The sequence below is a fragment of the Mycolicibacterium komossense genome, from assembly GCF_025822605.1.
GTDB lineage: Bacteria > Actinomycetota > Actinomycetes > Mycobacteriales > Mycobacteriaceae > Mycobacterium > Mycobacterium komossense.
This window is the reverse complement of sequence record NZ_JACKTY010000012.1, coordinates 225812-244092: the sequence shown is the minus strand read 5'-3', so window position 1 is coordinate 244092 and position 18281 is coordinate 225812. Positions and strand designations below refer to the sequence as shown.

General features: G+C 66.4%; 15 protein-coding genes. 5 read left to right on the top strand and 10 right to left on the bottom strand.

Annotated elements, in window-relative coordinates:
* Positions 1-27: 27 nt before the first annotated feature.
* Positions 28-2340 carry a cellulase family glycosylhydrolase gene (locus H7J73_RS03105; protein WP_264065768.1) on the bottom strand — a complete coding sequence of 771 codons (2313 nt, stop codon included), beginning with the start codon at positions 2338-2340 and terminating at the stop codon, positions 28-30.
* A gap of 125 nt (positions 2341-2465) precedes the next feature.
* On the opposite strand from H7J73_RS03105, the gene dtd reads away from it, so the two are divergent.
* Both dtd and H7J73_RS03095 read left to right on the top strand, forming a co-directional pair.
* Positions 2466-2897 carry a D-aminoacyl-tRNA deacylase gene (gene dtd / locus H7J73_RS03100; protein WP_264065767.1) on the top strand — a complete coding sequence of 144 codons (432 nt, stop codon included), beginning with the start codon at positions 2466-2468 and terminating at the stop codon, positions 2895-2897.
* 38 nt (positions 2898-2935) lie between these two features.
* On the top strand, positions 2936-3331 hold the full coding sequence (locus tag H7J73_RS03095; RefSeq protein WP_264065766.1) for a DoxX family protein: 396 nt from the start codon (positions 2936-2938) through the stop codon (positions 3329-3331).
* Here H7J73_RS03095 and H7J73_RS03090 read toward each other — a convergent pair.
* The 7 genes from H7J73_RS03090 to H7J73_RS03060 form a co-directional block, all read right to left on the bottom strand.
* On the bottom strand, positions 3328-4185 hold the full coding sequence (locus H7J73_RS03090; RefSeq protein WP_264065998.1) for a TIGR03619 family F420-dependent LLM class oxidoreductase: 858 nt from the start codon (positions 4183-4185) through the stop codon (positions 3328-3330). The genes H7J73_RS03095 and H7J73_RS03090 overlap by 4 nt on opposite strands.
* A 5-nt stretch (positions 4186-4190) precedes the next feature.
* Positions 4191-4817, bottom strand: coding sequence for a PaaI family thioesterase (locus H7J73_RS03085; protein WP_264065765.1), 627 nt, complete (start codon positions 4815-4817; stop codon positions 4191-4193).
* A gap of 180 nt (positions 4818-4997) precedes the next feature.
* Entirely contained in the window at positions 4998-7973 is a 2976-nt protein-coding gene (locus H7J73_RS03080) for a bifunctional [glutamine synthetase] adenylyltransferase/[glutamine synthetase]-adenylyl-L-tyrosine phosphorylase (protein ID WP_264065764.1), read from the bottom strand.
* A gap of 95 nt (positions 7974-8068) precedes the next feature.
* Positions 8069-9409 carry a glutamine synthetase family protein gene (locus tag H7J73_RS03075; protein ID WP_264065763.1) on the bottom strand — a complete coding sequence of 447 codons (1341 nt, stop codon included), beginning with the start codon at positions 9407-9409 and terminating at the stop codon, positions 8069-8071.
* Positions 9410-9458: 49 nt separating this feature from the next.
* The gene (locus H7J73_RS03070; protein ID WP_264065762.1) at positions 9459-10973 is read right to left on the bottom strand and encodes an alpha/beta hydrolase; all 1515 of its coding nucleotides are present in this window, start codon (positions 10971-10973) and stop codon (positions 9459-9461) included.
* Between the two features lie 115 nt (positions 10974-11088).
* A complete protein-coding gene (locus H7J73_RS03065) occupies positions 11089-12621 on the bottom strand; it encodes an alpha/beta hydrolase (RefSeq protein ID WP_264065761.1) in 1533 nt (510 codons plus the stop codon).
* A 179-nt stretch (positions 12622-12800) separates the two neighbouring features.
* A complete protein-coding gene (locus tag H7J73_RS03060) occupies positions 12801-14207 on the bottom strand; it encodes a WS/DGAT/MGAT family O-acyltransferase (RefSeq protein ID WP_264065760.1) in 1407 nt (468 codons plus the stop codon).
* 165 nt (positions 14208-14372) lie between these two features.
* On the opposite strand from H7J73_RS03060, the gene panB reads away from it, so the two are divergent.
* Complete coding sequence (panB, locus tag H7J73_RS03055) at positions 14373-15227, top strand: 3-methyl-2-oxobutanoate hydroxymethyltransferase (RefSeq protein ID WP_264065759.1); 855 nt, start codon at positions 14373-14375, stop codon at positions 15225-15227.
* A gap of 5 nt (positions 15228-15232) precedes the next feature.
* On the opposite strand, the gene H7J73_RS03050 is transcribed toward panB, so the two are convergent.
* Both H7J73_RS03050 and H7J73_RS03045 read right to left on the bottom strand, forming a co-directional pair.
* Positions 15233-16024: an enoyl-CoA hydratase/isomerase family protein gene (locus H7J73_RS03050; RefSeq protein ID WP_264065758.1), complete on the bottom strand. Its 792-nt coding sequence runs from the start codon at positions 16022-16024 to the stop codon at positions 15233-15235.
* Positions 16021-16692 (bottom strand): TetR/AcrR family transcriptional regulator, encoded by a 672-nt coding sequence (locus H7J73_RS03045; protein ID WP_264065757.1) that lies wholly within the window; start codon positions 16690-16692, stop codon positions 16021-16023. The genes H7J73_RS03050 and H7J73_RS03045 overlap by 4 nt, the downstream gene beginning before the upstream one ends.
* 164 nt (positions 16693-16856) lie before the next feature.
* On the opposite strand from H7J73_RS03045, the gene H7J73_RS03040 reads away from it, so the two are divergent.
* Positions 16857-17621 (top strand): DUF1989 domain-containing protein, encoded by a 765-nt coding sequence (locus tag H7J73_RS03040; protein WP_264065756.1) that lies wholly within the window; start codon positions 16857-16859, stop codon positions 17619-17621.
* Positions 17622-17629: 8 nt separating this feature from the next.
* Complete coding sequence (locus H7J73_RS03035) at positions 17630-18274, top strand: urea amidolyase associated protein UAAP2 (protein ID WP_264065755.1); 645 nt, start codon at positions 17630-17632, stop codon at positions 18272-18274.
* The last annotated feature ends 7 nt before the right edge of the window (positions 18275-18281 follow it).

Genomic DNA, 18281 nt, shown 5'->3' with positions numbered 1-18281 from the left:
TTCACCGTGCACATCGCACCGGTCGCGTCACGCCGCATTGGCGGTCACCACGACGTTGACGACGGCCGCGCCGGCGTCCGAGGCGATCACCAACTGCGGTGCGTTCGGCACCGAGACAACATGTGCGCCAACGACACTGACCTGATACCCGGTCGGGAACTCGACAGCCGGCACTGAGATGACGGTTTGCGCACCGGCGGCGAAGCTGCTCGTGCCGTCCGCCCGGGCAGTCGAATAGCTGAATTGGAAAGTGCCGTCGGCAAAAGACCAGCCGCTCGGCGTTCCGGAGATCACCTGCGGGTAGGGCGTGGCCAGTGTCGCCAGGTTGGCGGTGTTGACGTTGTCACCGGACGGCGGCAGCGAAGGGTCGTAGACCAACGACTCGGAATCGGGTGACCCGGTGATGTCACCCTGGCCCGTGTAAGCCCATACCGCCCAGCCCATCTGATACTGATCGGCAGCTCCCTTCTCGGTCGCCAGTATCCCGGTGTCGCTGGTGGCGCCGAACTCCCCCATGAATCCCGGGAGATTGTGCGCGGTCGCATAGTCGCGGGCCTGTTTGGCGAGCTGGTCGGCGATCACCACGCAGAGGCCGCCGCCGATGGGACCACAGTAATCGTGAAATGCGAGAACAACATTGGGGTCGTTGACCGTCCCGAGAATCATCGGCGCACCGACCAGGATGGCGGGGATCTCCGTCGCCGCCGGATTCGCCGGTTCGATGTACAGCGCCGTGTTCGGGTCGACGGCCCGGATGGCGGCGCCTACCTGGTTGTACATCGGGGCCAGCTGTTGCTCGCCGAAGTAGGGCGAACCGAGCAGGGTCGCCACCCACGACAACCCGGGGAACGGCTCGTTCATGAGGTCGTAGCCGATCACGTCCGGGTTGCCACTGAAATAGGCCGCCACGTTCTCCCAGGCCTGCGCGTAATGGTCCTCGTACCCGAGCCCGTCCGGCGCTGCGGCGTTGGCCCAGAACGCATCCCACGCGTGCCCCTCGGCGGGGTTGAGGAAGTAGTTTCCCGGAAAGCCCAGATTGGGGTTGGGCAGGCCACCGGTCTGCGTCGCCCACACCGGAGCGCCTTCACCCTGGAACGTACTGCTGTAGTTGTCCTGGTGCATGTCGATGATGGTGTAGATCCCGTGGTCGGCCAGGGTCTGGACGGTCTGCTCGATGGAGTTGAGGTAGTCGGTGTCGTAGACGCCGGGCTCGGGTTCCACGGCCTCCCACAGCACGCCGAGCCGAACGACGTTGAACCCGTTGGCCGCCAGGAACGCGGCGTCGTCAGCGCTGAACCCACTCGCCGACGGGGTGAAGGGCGCCACCTTGTAGACCTCGTTGACCCCGTGCACGATGACGACCTGGCCGTCGCTGTTGGTCAGCCAGGTGCCGGTGTTCGACAGGCCCGATCCGGCACCGGCCGGTATCGCGGTTCCGGTGCCGTACTTGCCGACGACGCCGTGGGTCCCGAACACGCCGGCCGTGCCGCCCGCTCCGCCGAGGGCCGGCAAACCGGTAGCAGTGCCACCCACGCCGCTGTTGCCGGCGTCACCGCCGTCGCCTCCGCTGCCGAAAGGTCCACCCGCGTTGCCGCCGTTGCCACCTCGGCCGCCGTTGGGCCCGTCCCCACCGGCGCCGCCGCGGCCACCGATGCCGATCAGTCCCCCGCCGAGGCCACCGGCGCCGCCTGCCGCGCCTGCGCCGCCGGCACCTCCCGCTCCCCCGTTTCCGATCAAGCCGGCGGCACCACCGGCGCCGCCGACGACCCCGGCCTCACTGCTGTCCCACCCGGCGCCGCCGTCGCCGAGCAGCCATCCGCCTGCCCCGCCGTCGGGATGCACCGCAGTGCCTGCGACGCCGTTACCGATCACGTAGGACCCGGCGACGGCGTTGATGACGCCGTCGACCTGCTGACCGAGGTCGCTGTTGATCCAGTTTTCGACGCCGGCGTGGATCGGCGCATACATCCCCTGAGGGGAGGTGGCCGGCGCCGTGGTAGACGATGCCCCGGCGGTGGTCGAGACGCGAGGCGTCGTCAAGGCTGCCGATGCTTGACGGCGCGACGCCGCCGGCGCAGCCTGCTGCGGTCGCGCTGCTGCGATGCGCGGATGAACACTCGCGGCCGACGCCGCTTGAACAGGCACCGAGTGGGCAGCAGAGGCGGCCGAGGATCCCGTCGCGGGCCCGGCATGGACCCCGGCAGACCCAGCCGAGGAATGGGTCGACGCCGAGTCGCCGGCATCCGCCCAGGCCGACCCCGCGAACCAGGTCACGGCGGCGCCGATCCCCAACGCCACCGCCAAACCCCCGACCCGACCGATATACGCAGATGCGTTCATACATGTCTCTATACGGGACGAAATCTACGGCGGGGGCAATATGCACAAGAGCAGGTCGCGATTTCATCGACAATGAGGCCGCGACCGATTAACCCCCACCGGTGGCGTGGACTGAGGGAGAACAGATGCGGGTCCTGGTACAGCGGGTGTCGTCGGCGAGTGTCACCGTCGGCGGCGAGGTGGTCGGCGAGATCCGACCCACAGCGCAGGGTCTGCTGGCCTTGGTGGGCGTCACCCACGACGACGACACCGATAAAGCTCTGCGGATGGCGGAAAAGCTCTGGCAATTGCGCATTCTCGACGACGAACGCAGTGCCGCTGACATCGGCGCACCCATTCTGGTGGTCAGCCAGTTCACCCTGTATGCCAACACTGCGAAGGGCCGGCGACCGTCGTGGAATGCCGCTGCGCCGGGGCCGATCGCCCAACCGTTGGTGACGGCGTTCGCGCAGGCGTTGCGCGCGCTCGGCGCGTCGGTGCAGACGGGCGTGTTCGGTGCCGACATGCAGGTCGCGCTGGTCAACGACGGCCCGGTGACCATTTTGCTGGAGACGTAAATTATCCGGACTATGGTCCGGATAGTAGGCTCGCGGCTATGACTCAGCAATTGGACGCCCGACTCAACAGGTACGCCCCCGCTGCCCTGAGCCTCTTCCGGGTGATCACCGCCCTGGTGCTGCTCACCCACGCCACGGCGCATCTGTTCGGCTGGCCGACCGGCGAGGCAGCGCCGATCGGGGCATGGCCGCTTTTCTACGCCGGCGTTCTCGAGCTGATCACCGGTGTTCTGATCGCGGTCGGATTATTCACCCGTATCGCGGCTTTCATCGCCTCCGGGGTGATGGCCTTCGCCTATTTCACCGAGCACCTGCCCACCGATTTCTGGCCGATCATCAACAAGGGCGAACCCGCACTGCTGCTGTGCTTTTCGTTCTTCTTGCTGATCTTCACCGGAGGTGGCGTCTACGCCTTGGACGCCCACAGGCGCTAGTCCAGCGCCAGATCCCTGCGGTAGCGCTTCATCCCGTCGACCTTCTCGGCGAGTGACGCATCGGGACCGGTGTAGAACATCCACGGCATCGTGATGATGCCGGTGATGCCTCCGGCCTCGGCGCGCTCGAAGTGTTCCGGGGTGAAGGCGTCGGTCAGCGGCGTGAGGACGGTGAATCCGTCCATGGTCAAACCCTTTTCGGCGCGCAGTTCCCGTAGCCGTTCCACCCGGATCAGCGCCTGGTCGGTGGAGATGAGATCGCCGATCCAACCGTCGTGCCGAGACGCCCGCTTGAGCGCCACTTCGGATAGGCCGCCCGCGTAGATCGGGATGGGTGGCGGCGTGGGTTGCATCTCCAGGCGCGGCGTGTGATAAAACTCGCCGTCGAACTCCGTCCAGCCCGGCTGCCACAGCTTCTTCATCAGCTCGAGCATCTCGTCGGTGCGCTTACCGCGGCGATCGAAGCGCTGACCCATCAAAGTGAACTCTTCCTCGCACCAGCCGACTCCGATCCCGAGCTCAAGCCGGCCCTGCGCCAGATATGCCGCGGTACCAATGGACTTCGCCGCCGAGTAGGGCTCCCGCATGCCGGGGATGTATACCGTGGTGACGAACTTGAGCCGGCTGGTCACCAGTGCGACGGCCCCGATGAGCACCCATGGGTCCGGCCAGTCGGTGAACGGCTCCCAACGGCGCTTGCCGTCCTTGGTGTACGGGTACGGCGTAGCCAGCGTCTCGAGGTTGATCACGTGGTCGGGCACGGCCATCCCGTCGTAGCCGAGGTCGTCGGCCGCCTTCGCGATGTCGATGGCCTCGCGGGTGTCGAGAAACGCGGTGCTGACGTAGAACTTCAGCGCCATCAGTCCCTCGCCCACACTGGCCTGATGAACACGCCCTCGGCCTCGACGGTGTGCCCGTCGGCGTCCGAGATAAACCCTCGTGCAAAAGTTTTCACACCCTCGACCCGATCGATGTAGGCCTCGGCACGCAACGCACCCAGCGGGGTCCCACGCAGGTAACGACAGCTGATGGTGCCGGTGAAGTTCGGTTTGGTCATCCCCGCGCTGGCCGCCTCACCCAGGATGTGGTCGAGTACCAGCGCGGAAACCCCGCCGTGCACGTGCCCTGGCGGGCCCTCGTAGGCCGCGCCGAGTTCGAACTCCGACCAGCAGCGCAGATCCGGGTCGGTGTGGATCATCAGTGGCGGGGCCATCGCGTTGCGCACACCGATCACCGGATTACCCCAGGCTTGACCTCGGCCGTCGACGGTGTAGCGCACCCCGTAGGCCCCTTCGAGTTGCCTGGCCCGCAGCCGTTGGGTCACCGCCTCGATGGCCAGCTGCGCCTCTCGGATCGTGTCGTCGTCGACCTGGGTGCGGATGGCCGCGTCCAGCAGCTCGCGCACGGACTGGGTGAACGGCGAATAGAGCGCCTTCTGCCGATCGAACTCCGCGCTGTCGATCGCCTCGTGAGTGAATTGCCGCACCCGTGTGAACTCCTGACCGTCGCCCCCTGACAGTCCTTAATAACATCAAGGGGTCTGTGAAAATGCTCCGGGGTGGCGTGGCGTCCCAAACGGGCCCGCCAGGGGCACCCGATATGGATACCCGTCGCGGGGCCAGACGCTTACCACCGCCGTTGCCCCCGCGCCGGATTGTCGACTCGACTAGTCGCCGAAGACCTTGCGCACCACAGCTTTTGCCCGCCTGGTGACGCGCAGATAGTTGTCCAGGAACTCGCTGCCATCGTCGGTCGGCCAGCCCGCCGCGACGGCGACGGCATTGAGCTGTCGCCCCGGTCCGGGTAGTTGATCAGTCGGCTTGCCCCTGACGAGCACCAGCGCGTTGCGGGCCCTGGTCGCCGTGAGCCACGCCTGGCGCAGCAGATCGACGTCACCTTCGGCGATCAGCTCGGCTGCGCCGATCGCGTCGAGGGATTCCAGTGTCGAGGTGTTGTGCAGCGCCGGGATCCGGTGCGCGAACCGCAGTTGCAGCAACTGAACGGTCCATTCGACATCGGCCAGTCCGCCGCGCCCGAGTTTGGTGTGGGTGTTGGGATCGGCGCCGCGGGGCAATCGTTCGGCGTCGACGCGGGCCTTGATGCGCCGGATCTCCTGTACCGCCTCCGTCGATACCCCGCCTGATGGGTAGCGCGTCTTGTCGATCAGGTGCAGGAACTGCTCACCCAGATCAGGGTCGCCGGCCACCCGGTGCGCCCGGAGCAGAGCCTGGATCTCCCACGGCTGTGCCCATTGCTCGTAGTACGCGGCGTAGGACGAGAGGGTGCGGACCAGCGGTCCGCTGCGGCCTTCGGGCCGCAGATTGATGTCGACCTCTAGCGGCGGGTCCGCGCTGGGTGTGCCCAGCAGTGCACGCACCTGCTCGGCGACCGAAACCGACCACTTCACCGCAGCACTGTCGTCGAAGCCATCGGTCGGCTCGCAGACGAACATGACGTCGGCGTCGGAACCGTAGCCCAGTTCCCCGCCACCGAGCCGGCCCATCCCGATCACCGCGATCGTCGCGGGGGCGCGGTCCCCGGCGGGAGTGTTGGCGCGGATCACGGCCTCCAGAGCCGCCTGCAGCACGGCCACCCAGACGGCGGTCAGGGCTTTGCACACATCGCGCACTTCGAGCATGCCGAGCAGATCCGCCGAAGCGATGCGGGCAAGTTCGCGACGGCGCAGCGTGCGGGCGGCCGCGATGGCTTTGATCGGATCGGCCTGCCGCCCGGCCGCGGCGACGAGCGCCCTCGAGATCACCTCGGGGTCGGTGTCGAGCAGCTTGGGACCGCTTGGCCCGTCGGCGTAGGACTGGATGACCTCGGGTGCGCGCATCAGCAGCTCCGGCACGAACGCCGAGGTGCCCAGCACGTGCATCAGGCGTTTGGCGACCGCGCTCTCGTCGCGCAATGTGGCTAGGTACCAACGCTGTTCAGCCAACGCCTCGCTCACCCGGCGGTACGCCAGCAGGCCGCCGTCCGGGTCGGGGGTGTCCGAAAGCCAGTCCAGCAGGGTCGGCAACAACACGGCCTGGACACGGCCGCGCCGCCCGCTCTGATTGGCCATCGCCGACAGGTGAGTCAGCGCACTCGCCGGCGACTGATAGCCCAGGGCGGCGAGCTGACGTTCGGCGGCTTCGGCAGTCAGCCCGGAGGTGATATCGACCGAGCCGCCAAGGGATTCCAGCAGCGGTTGGTAGAACAGCTTCGCGTGCAGCCGCGACACCCGCAGGCTCTGGCGGCGCATCTCCTCGCGCAACACCCCCAGCGCGTCGTGCTGACCGTCGGGCCGGACGTGAGCGGCCCGGGCCAGCCAGCGCAGCGCCTCGTCGTCGTCGGGAGCGGGCAGCATGTGGGTCCGTTTGAGCCGCTGCAACTGGAGGCGGTGCTCGAGCAGCCGCAGAAATTCGTAGGAGGCCGTCATATTGGCGGCATCGTCGCGGCCCACGTACCCACCCGCGCTCAGCGCGGCCAATGCCTCCACCGTCGAGCTCACATGCAGCGAGCTGTCGTTGCGGCCGTGCACCAACTGAAGCAGCTGCACCGCGAATTCGACGTCACGCAGACCGCCGGTGCCAAGCTTGATCTCGCGGGCGCGCACGTCGGCGGGCACCAGCTGCTCGACACGGCGGCGCATCGCCTGCACGTCGGGAACGAAATCCTCACGCTCGCAAGCAGTCCACACCATCGGCATCAGTGCGGCCATGTACTGCTTGCCCAACTCGGCATCGCCGACAGCGGGCCGGGCCTTGAGTAGTGCCTGGAACTCCCAGGTTTTTGCCCAGCGCTCGTAGTAGGCGACGTGCGATTCCAGCGTGCGGACCAACTGACCGTGCTTGCCTTCGGGGCGAAGCGCAGCGTCGACTTCGAAGAACGTCTCGGACGCCAGCCGCATCATCTCCCCGGCCACCCGGGTGGTGATCGCCAGATTGTCCTGGGCAGTGCTCCCCGCCACGAAGATGATGTCGACGTCGCTGACGTAGTTCAGTTCGCGTGCACCGCATTTGCCCATCGCGATGACGGCCAGCCGCGGCGCCGGAGTGCCTTCTTTGCACACTGTCGCGACGGCCACCTGCAGCGCCGCCCCCAGTGCGGCGTCGGCCAGATCGGCGAGATGGCTGCCGACGGTCGCGAACGGCAGCACCGGTTCGTTCTCCACCGTCGGCGCAACGTCGAGCGCGGCCAGCACCAGCAGTCGGTCGCGGTAGAGCGTGCGCAGCGCCGGGAGCACCGCGTCCTTGGGCGCCTCGGTGACGCAGTCGGTGAACAGCCGGTGCAGTTCGTCGGCAGACGGCAGGACGAGATTGCCTTGCAGTAGATGCCAGGACTGCGGGTGGGCCACCAGATGGTCGCCAAGCGCCAGCGACGAGCCGAGGACGGCGAACAGCCGCCCGCGCAGGCTGCGGTCCTTCATGACGGCGGTGTTGAGTTCGTCCCACTCCGCACCGGCGGCGTCGGCCAGCCGGACCATGGCGCGCAGCGCCGCGTCGGCGTCGGGCGCCCGCGAGAGCGACCAGAGCAGTTCGACGTGCGCATCGGTGGTCCAGCCGAGCCGTGTCAGATCGGCACGTGCAGGCGGTTCGACCAGTCCGAGTCGGCCTACGCTGGGCAGCTTCGGACGCTGCGTCGCAGGCTTAGGCATTAAATAACGGTAACGCACCGCGACGGCGGTGTGTGACAGCCGCCACGGCTATCCGTATCTGGAGCCAGACCCCGCACTTTCAGAGCGTGAGGTTTTCAGAGCGAAAGGTAAGTCTTCCGCTCGAACGGGGTGACCTGGCTGCGATAGTTCTCCCACTCCGCCCGCTTGTTGCGCAGGAAGAAGTCGAAGACGTGCTCGCCCAGCGCCTCGGCGACCAGCTCGGAGCTTTCCATCTCCGTCAGCGCGATGCCGAGACTCGACGGCAACTCGCGGTAGCCCATGGCGCGGCGCTCCTCAGGCGTCAGGCTCCAGACGTTGTCCTCGGCCTGCGGCCCCAGCGCATAACCCTTCTCCACGCCCCTGAGGCCGGCCGCGAGCATCACCGCGAACGCCAGGTAGGGATTGCAGGCCGAGTCGGGGCTGCGCACTTCGACGCGCCGCGATGACGATTTGCGCGGGGTGTACATCGGCACCCGAACGAGCGCCGAACGGTTGGCCGCACCCCAGGAGGCGGCGGTCGGCGCCTCGCCGCCCTGCACCAGGCGCTTGTAGGAGTTCACCCACTGGTTGGTGACGGCGCTGATCTCGGTGGCGTGTTCGAGGATGCCGGCGATGAACGACTTGCCGATATCGGAGAGTTGCAGCGGATCGTCCGGGCTGTGGAATGCGTTGGATTCGCCCTCGAAAAGACTCATGTGGGTGTGCATGGCCGAGCCCGGATATTCGGTGAAGGGCTTGGGCATGAACGACGCCCGCACACCCTCTTTCAGCGCAACTTCCTTGACCACGTAGCGGAATGTCATCACGTTGTCGGCCATGGACAGTGCGTCGGCGTAGCGCAGGTCGATCTCCTGCTGGCCGGGAGCGCCCTCGTGGTGGCTGAACTCCACCGAGATGCCCATCGACTCCAGGGCGTCGATCGCGTGGCGGCGGAAGTTCGGCGCCGAATCGTGCACGGCCTGGTCGAAGTAGCCGCCGTTGTCGGCCGGGACGGGCACGGACCCGTCGAATGGACCGGGCTCGAGCAGGAAGAACTCGATCTCGGGGTGCACATAGCAGGAAAAGCCCAGGTCACTGGCCTTGGCCAGCTGCCGGCGCAGCACGTGCCGGGAGTCGGCCCACGACGGCGAACCATCGGGCATGGTGATATCGCAGAACATCCGCGCCGAGTGGTGATCGCCACCACTCGTCGTCCACGGAAGCACCTGGAATGTGGACGGGTCGGGCCGAGCGACGGTATCCGATTCCGAGACCCGGGCGAAGCCCTCGATGGAGGAGCCGTCGAACCCGATCCCCTCCTCGAATGCACCTTCGAGTTCGGCAGGAGCGATGGCAACCGACTTCAGGAATCCGAGCACATCGGTGAACCACAAGCGGACGAAACGGATATCCCGTTCCTCCAGCGTACGGAGCACGAATTCCTTCTGACGATCCATGACCGCGAGCGTATGCATCGGCTGTTAATTCTGTGTTACGACGGTGGTTCTAGTTGCAGTGCAGGTTGTCTGGCGGCGGTGTCAGATCCACGAAATACCGGACCACCGCGGTGTCCAGACACTGATACCCGTTGAAGACCGCGGTGTGCTGAGTGCCCTCGAAGGTGATCAGCGGAGCCCCCAGTTGCTGGGCCAGATTCACGCCGGCTTGGTACGGAGTCGCCGGATCGTGCGTGGTGGAGACGACGACGACCTTGCCGGGGGCCACCGGGGCGGCCGGGCCCGGGGTCGATGTGGCGGACACCGGCCAGAACGAACAGATGTCACGGGGGGCGTATCCGGTGAATTCGCCGTAGGCCAGGAACGGGGCGACCTGGCGAATTTGCTGGTCGGCCGCGGCCCAGATCGCCGGATCGGTCGGCGTCGGGGCGTCGACGCACCGCACGGCGTTGAAGGCGTCCTGCAGATTGCTGTAGCGACCGTCGGGACCACGGCCCTGGTATTCGTCGGCCAGGAGCAACAGGTCTCCGGCGTCGGTACCCCGCTGCAATCCGAGCAATCCGCTGGTCAGGTATTTCCAGTACTGCCGCGAGTACAGCGCGTTGACGGTGCCGGTGATGGCGTCGGCGTAGCTCAGTCCGCGCGGATCGGAAGTCCGCCCCGGCGCGAAGACCAACGGGTCGACCAGGGCGTGATAGCGGTCGACGAAGGCGGCAGGGTCCTGGCCTAGCGGGCAGCCCGGCGAGCGGGCACAGTCCGCCGCATAGTCGTTGAATGCGGTCTGAAAGCCGGCCATCTGACGGATGTTCTTCTCGACCGGCCCGATGCTGGGGTCGATGGCGCCGTCGAGCACCATCGCCCTGACGTGGTCGCCGAATTCCTCGACGTAGGCCCGCCCGACGTCGGTGCCGTAACTGAATCCCAGATAGTTGATCTGCTCGTCGCCGATGACCTGCCGGACCGTGTCCATATCGCGGGCGGTCTCGGCGGTGCCGACACCGGACAGGAATGCCGTGCCCATCCGCTGCGCGCACTGGTCGACGAATTGTTGATAGAGCGCCTCGATGTGGGCGACGCCGGCCGGGCTGTAGTCGGCCATCGGCTCGCGGCGCCAGGCGTCGAATTCCTCGTCGGTGCGACAGCGCAGCTGCGGCGTGGAGTGCCCGACCCCACGCGGATCGACACCGACGAGGTCGAAGTGCTCGGTGATCTCGGTCCCGGCCAGCGCGGTTCCCATCCCCGCGGCGCTGTCGACGGCGGACGCGCCGGGACCGCCGGGGTTGATGAACAGCGATCCGATCCGCGAGCCGGTTGCCGGGATCCGGATCACAGCCAGGTTGGCCAGCGGTTGGGTCGCGGTACCCCCGACGGGCACCATCGTGCACTGCGCACTCGGCGGCACATCAGCGCCGGCACCGAAAAATACTGAGCAGTCGCCCCAATTCTGCTGTCGCGCAATCGGATCAGCGGCCCCCTCGGGGGTGGCCGACGCCGCCGGCGCCGGGGTGGCAAGAATCAGTGCGCAGGCAAGCAGCGCCGAGCCCACTGATCCGGTGCGCCGCATTCGGACATGGTCGCATGCACTCGGAGGCGAAGCGCCGCAGGACGATAACGCTCGCGTCTCAGTACGGCAGCGCCGCGTTATCGGGCGTCGATTGCGGTTGGGACCCGATCCAGGGTCAGCACTTGGCGTCCGGCGGCGGCAGCGTGCCGTTGATCAGATACTGGGTGGCGTAGTCGTCGACACAGCTCTCGCCCTGGAAGACGACGGTGTGCTGGGTGCCGTTGTAGGTGAGTAGGCCACCCTTGAGTTCTTGGGCCAGTTGGACACCCGCCTCGTACGGCGTTGCGGGATCACCGGTCGTCGACACCACCAGAGTCGGCGGCAAGTCGGTCACGTTGAGTTGGTGCGGCTGGCTGGTCGGTGGAACGGGCCAGAACGCACAGGTCGGCATCGGTGCATGCCCGGTGAACTGCCCATAGCTCATGAACGGTGCCGCCTCGCGCAGTCGCCGATCCTCGTCGATCACTTTGGCCGGATCGGTCAGTGGCGGCTGGTCGACACAGTTCACCGCCGCTCGGGTGTCGGTGGCGTTCGTGTAGTGGCCCTGCGAATCACGGCGCATGTACATGTCGGCCAGAGCCAGCATGGTGTCGCCGTGACCGTTCTTCAGTTGACTCAGTCCCGTTGTCAGATGCTGCCACAAGCTCGGCGAGTAGAGCGCCATGATGGTTCCCACTACCGCGTCGCTGTAGGACAGGCCGCGGCCGTCTTTGGTGGGCGCTGATTTCGGCCCCAACGGCTCAACCAGGTCCAGGTAGACCTCGGTGGCCTTCGCCGGATCGGTGCCCAGCGGGCAGGACGGATCCTTGGCGCAGTCCGCCGCGTAATCGTTGAATGCGCCCTGGAAGGCCTTCGCCTGCTTGACGTCTTCCTCCACCGGGTCGGCATTGGGGTCGACGGCGCCGTCGAGGATCATCGCCCGCACGTTCTGCGGGAACTCCTCGGCGTAGGCCGAGCCGATCCTGGTTCCGTAGGAGTAGCCGAGGTAGGTCAGCTTGTCATCTCCGATGGCCGCCCGGATGGCGTCGAGATCCTTCGCGACGCTGGCAGTTCCGATATTGGCCAGGAACTCCAGGCCCATCTTGTCGACGCAGCGCTGGACGAATTCCTTGGTTTCCTTCTCGATCTGCGCGACGCCGGCCGGGGTGTAGTCCTGCTGGGGCTCGGCGCGGAGCCGGTCGTTATCGGCATCGGAGTTGCACCACAGCTCCGGGCTCGACGACCCGATCCCGCGCGGATCGAAGCCCACGAGGTCGAATCGTTGCCGGATATCGGGCGGGAGGGTGTCGACCATCCCCACCGCGGCCTCGATCCCCGACTCCCCCGGCCCACCCGGGTTGATAACGAGTGAGCCGATCTTGTCGCCGGTGGCAGGAAAGCGGATCATCGCGATATCGGCGAGGGCGCCGTCGGGCTTGCTGTAGTCGACGGGCACCGCGATTCGTCCGCACTGCGTGCCGGCGGGCAGCCTGCTCTCGGCGCCACTCTGGAAGTGGCAGGGCTCCCAGGCGACGGGATCTCCGACCCGGGGTGCGGCGATCGTCGCACGACCATCGACCACGGTCGTGCAGCCAGACACCGCAAGCATCGCCACGACCACCCCGATCAACGGGGCACGAAGCGTCCGACGGCGGTAAAGCAAGCTCATGGCAACACATGCTGCCATGAGCTTGCTGAAAATTGCCTAAGCGCTGGCAGCCCGCGTCACGCCGACGCAGAGCGAGGCACGAGCGATGCGGAGAAGTGACGCCGACAAGCCCCGTCACGCCGACGCAGAGCGAGGCACGAGCGATGCGGAGAAGAGACGCCAAAAGGCCCACGTTTGCCTCAGCGCGCCGCCTTGAGTAGTTCCTCCATCCCGACAGCGAAGTCGTCGGCCATGTCCCACAGGTCAGGGAGCAGCTCCGGGCACGAGATCAGCCCGACATCGAGCTTGCCGTTCAGCGACATGACGGTGATGTTGAGCCCCGAACCGTGGAAGATCGGGCCCAGCGGGTACATCGCCTTGACCTCGGAGCCCAGGAAGTACAGCGGCACCTGCGGGCCCGGCACATTCGAGACGACCAGGTTGTGGATCGGGCGCGCCTCGGTGAGGTTGGTCCTGGCGTAGAGCCGCATCGCGACTCCGAACACGGCTGGGGCGGCGAACTGCGACCAGTCCTGCAGTAGGGTTGCCGCGATCCCCGAACTGTGTTCCTTGGCAAGAGAACTCGCCTCGGCGATGGCTTTGATCCGCTCCGCCGGATCCGCGATCTGAGTTTCCAGGCTGGAGAACATCCCCGACACCTTGTTGCGGCCGGGCCGGTCGGAAGTCTCGTGCACCGATACCGGCACCATCGCCACCAGCGAGTGCTCCGGGAGTTCGCCACGATCGAGCAGGAACTGCCGCAGCACTCCCGACACCAGCGCCATCACGACGTCGTTGACCTTGACGCCGAAGTAATTCTTGACGGTCTTGATGTCATCGAGATCGAGCTGCGCGTAGGCGATGTTGCGGTGTCCGGTAACGGATGCGTTGAACGCTGTCTGCGGTGCGGTGAACGGGCTGGCCATCGCGACGCCCCCGATGGCCCGCCGCACGGTGTCGACCACGGTGGTGACGGTGCCGGGAATGACCTTGGTGGCCAGGTGCAGCGGGCGGCTGGCAAATTTGACCAGGCCTCTGGCCGCCATCTCCACCTGATTGGCATCGCCGACGGCACCTTCAACCGGGTCCGGCGGCGGCGCGTCGGGTTCGGTACTGCACAGCTGCGACATCAGATTGGCACCGGTCACGCCGTCGACAGCCGCGTGGTGCACCTTCGTCATGACGGCGATCCGACCGCCGTCATGCGCGTCGGTACCGGCGATCCCTTCGATGACCCACATCTCCCACAGCGGCCGGCTGCGGTCGAGATTCAGCGACGCGATGTGGCCACAGATCTCGGACAACTCGATGCGACCGCCGGGAGCGGGCAACCCGATCCGATGCAGGTGCCGGTCGACATCAAAGTCTTTGTCCTGCACCCATACTGGATGATCAAGGTTGAACGGACTGTCCATCAGCTTCTCGCGGAATTCCGGCATCGCCCTGATCCGGACGGCGAGTTCGTCGCGCAACTGGTCGAAGGTGTAGCCACCGGGCACCGTGGAGGTGTCCAATTCGAGGATCGAACACACGTGGAGCGGCTGTGACGGGGTTTCGAGGTAAAGGAAGCTGGCATCCAGGCCGCTAAGCCTTTGGTAGGCGGGCATGCCCGCGATGGTATGTCCGGCAGCTGTGCGGTGTGAGGAAGTCCACTCAACTGCTGCTTCCCTGTTTGTCGGGGCGGGTGGCACACTGGGCCTCGTCAGACGAACCCGGGGACCCGGTCAGGGCCTCGAGGATCTATCACGACGAAACCACCACGAAGGACAATGATGTCTGAGCAAACTGTTTATGGTGCTGCCACCGAGACGCTCGGCGAAGCTCCCAGGAAGCGCATCAAAGTACGCACCCACCACCTGCAGCAGTGGAAAACCGAAGGCCACAAGTGGTCGATGCTGACGGCCTACGACTATTCGACCGCCCGGGCCTTCGATGATGCAGGTATCCCCGTGCTGTTGGTCGGCGATTCGGCTGCCAACGTCGTCTACGGCTACGACACCACGGTGCAGATCTCGATCGACGAATTGATTCCGTTGGTACGCGGCGTCGTCCGCGGTGCGACCCACGCACTCGTCGTGGCCGATCTGCCGTTCGGCAGTTACGAATCGGGCCCCATGCAGGCCCTGGCCACGGCCACCCGTTTCATGAAGGAAACCGGTGCCCATGCCGTGAAGCTCGAAGGCGGCGAACGGGTCGCCGAGCAGATCGCGATGCTGACCCAGGCCGGCATCCCGGTCATCGCCCACATCGGCTTCACCCCGCAGAGCGTCAACGGTCTGGGCGGTTTCCGCGTGCAGGGCCGTGGTGACGCCGCCGAGCAGACCATCCACGACGCGATCGCGGTCGCCGAGGCCGGCGCGGTCGCCGTCGTGCTGGAAATGGTGCCGGCCGAACTGGCCACGCAGATCACCGGCAAGCTCACCATCCCCACCGTCGGAATCGGCGCCGGACCCAACTGCGATGCGCAGGTGCTGGTCTGGCAGGACATGGCGGGGATGACTTCGGGCAAGACCGCCAGATTCGTGAAGCGCTTCGGCGATGTGGGCGGCGAATTACGCCGTGCCGCAGAGCAGTACAGCACCGAGGTGGCCAGCGGAGCGTTCCCGGCTGAGGAACACAGCTTCTGACGTCGTCAGTCGAACTTGGGGGCTCGCTTGGTGAGGAACGCGTCGATTCCCTCACGCCCGTCCGGGGCGTCGGCATTGGCGCCGATCAGTCGGGCCTCGAGTTCGAGCTGAACCTCAAGACCGTTGTCAAAGCTACTCAGCAGCAGCTTCTTGACGGCGGACTGGGAAGTGCTTGAGCCCGAAGCGATCTGCGTGGCCAGTTCGCCGGCACGGGCCGCCAGGTCGGCCCCGTCGACCACCTCGTTGACCAACCCCCAATCCGCAGCCTCCTGAGCAGACAGCGTGCGGTTGGTCAGCATGAGTTCCTGCGTGCGGCGGATCCCGACCAGCCTGGGCAGGTAGTAGGAAGCACCGCCGTCAGGGCTCAGTCCCGCCCGGGTGTAGGCCATCGTGAACGAGGCCGACGATGCCGCGAGCACCAGGTCGCCGCTGACAGCGAGACTGAATCCGGCGCCGGCGGCGACGCCGTTGACGGCCGTGATCAGTACGGCATCCATCCGCGCGAACGTCGCGACGGCCTTGTGCAGATCGTCGGCGATCCCCTTGATGTAGCGACCGGGCCGTTCCGGCGAGCCGGCGACCGCCTTCAAATCGCCGCCGGCGCTGAAGAATCGGCCTTCACCGGTGAGGACCACCGCTTTGATTCCCGGGACGTCGCACCGTTTGGCGGCGTCGGCCAGCTCACGCAGCAGCGTGTCGTTCATCCCGTTGGCCGCCTCGGGCCGATTCAGCGTGATCCGGGCGATCGGCCCGGTCTGCTCGAACGTGATGCTCTGATATCCCGGCGCAGAAGTCATGCCGAGACGTTAACCGGTTCGATCTGGAGCCGGGTGGAGGTCCCCTGTCGCATCAGCGCGAAGTCGCGGTCCCAGCCCAGGATGCGCAGGGCCCCGTCGGCGATCATCCACGGTTGTTCGGGCGGGCAACCGTTGTCGTCGGAACGGCGGTTGATGGCCGACTCGACGAGCCGGAACGGAAGATCGTCGGCATCCGGCGGGCCGTCGCATTCGGCGATCACCTGGCGGGCCAGGTTACCGTAGTGGTCCCGCAGCACCGCGCGCCGCAGCCGGAACTGTTCGAACCGGTCGACGCGCAGTTCGGGCAACAGGTAGAGGGCGCCGAGATTCCATCGGCTGCCGCACAGCTGGGTGACGTCGCTGACGATCAGCACGTGCAGACGCGGGGCGGCCGGCCCGGTTTCCAGCAGCAGTTCACCAGCGAGTTTCAGCGGCGCGTCGACGGTTCCGGCCAGTAGTGCGTCGAGAATGTCGTCCTTGGTGGCGAAGTGGTGGTAAAGCGACGCTTGCCTGACCCCGACGGCGTCCGCAATCGCCCTGGTCGAGGTGCTGGCGTAACCCTGGTTGGTGAACAGTTCGGCCGCGGCGTCGAGGATTTCCTCGCGCGCCGTCTTGCCCGGACGCCGGGATTGCTCCAGGCGGGGCCGTCCGCGGCCTTCGCTACGCATGGGCACATTCTTGCATTCGGGCTTCGCCAGGCCAGGTTATCTGTCATTTGACAGAAATACTGTCAACCCAGTCGTAACAGGCGGGACACTCGCGCGGAATCCGGGTCCAGAAAACTTTCACTTGACAGTTAATCGGCCGTTTTCGGTCGGACAGGGAGGACACGATGACCACCGCGTCGACAGCCGGAGCCCGATCACACGCCCGCGCCCAGGCAGACCAGGCCGCGATGCGGATTCCGGCCACACCGCCAGACATCGACCCGTCGCGGCTCCTGTGGGCCGAGTCCATCCCCGCGGGTTCCTACGTCAGCCGGGTGCTCGGCCGCGGTTCCCGGCTGCGCCTGGCCGATCCCGACGGCGGCGCCTGTGCGCACCTGCTGCTGTTTCGCGCCGACGCACCCTGGGAGCGACTCAACGTGGCCGACACCATGAAAGTGCCGTGGCAGGCTTATCTGAGCGCAGGCCATCCCCTGCTGTCCGATCAGGGCCGGGTGCTCGCCACCGTCGTCGCCGATACCTCCGGTAACCACGACCTGCTGTGCGGGATGCCGCCCTCAGCGCGGAGGGCGATGCTGCTGGCCGCCGTGAAACACGGCATGGATGCCCGCGACGTCGCGCCGTCCGCCTCCTTCTTCAAGGGTGTTCGCGCGGCCACCGACGGATCGCTGACCTTCACCGGCTCCGCAGGAGCGGGGACCACCGTCGACCTGCTGATTCACCTGCCCGTGGTGGTCGCCCTGGTCAACGCCGCGCATCCGCTGGACTTCGAGGCCCAGGTCACCGCACTCGACGTGGTGGCCTGGCGCGCCGACGAGGAGCTCGGCACGCCGGTCGGCACGGATCCAGAATATCTTCGCGCTCTGTTCAACACCGAAAGCAGCTGGGCCGCAAGTCAAAACCACACCGCTGCGACAGCCAGCCAGAATTGAGATCAGCCATGACCACCATCACCGAGCCCCAGATCGTGTCCGACGAGATCGTTGCGGCCTGCACCCCGTGGTCGGCGGTACTCACCGCAGGTCAGCAGCTGCAGATCATCGACCTGCACGGCAACCAGGCCGTCGACACCTTGTTCTACGGACTCACCCACGGCGCATGTGACCCGAACAAGCGATACAGCTTCCAGGCAACCGTTGCGGCACAACGCAATATCTTCCTGACCACCGGCTCGGTACTGCGCGCCGCCGACGGGACCGCGTTGGTCAGCATCGTGGCCGACCAGGTCGGCAACCATGACACCATCGCGGGCGCCTGCTCGAAGGAGTCGAACACGTTGCGTTACGGCCATCACACCGTGCACCAGCACGCCTGCGCGGAGAACTTCCTGGCCGAAGGCGCGAAATGGGGCCTGGGCAAACGCGATATCGTGCCGAACATCAACTTCTTCATGAACGTGCCAATCGAATCCGACGGCACGTTGGGCATCGTCGACGGCCGGTCCGGCCCGGGAAAGTCGCTGACCGTACGCGCCGAGACGGACACCGTGGTGCTGGTCTCCAACTGCCCCCAGATCAACAATCCGTGCAACGGGTTCAACCCGACACCCGTGCGCATGGTCATCCGCATGGTCATTCCGCAGTGACGACACC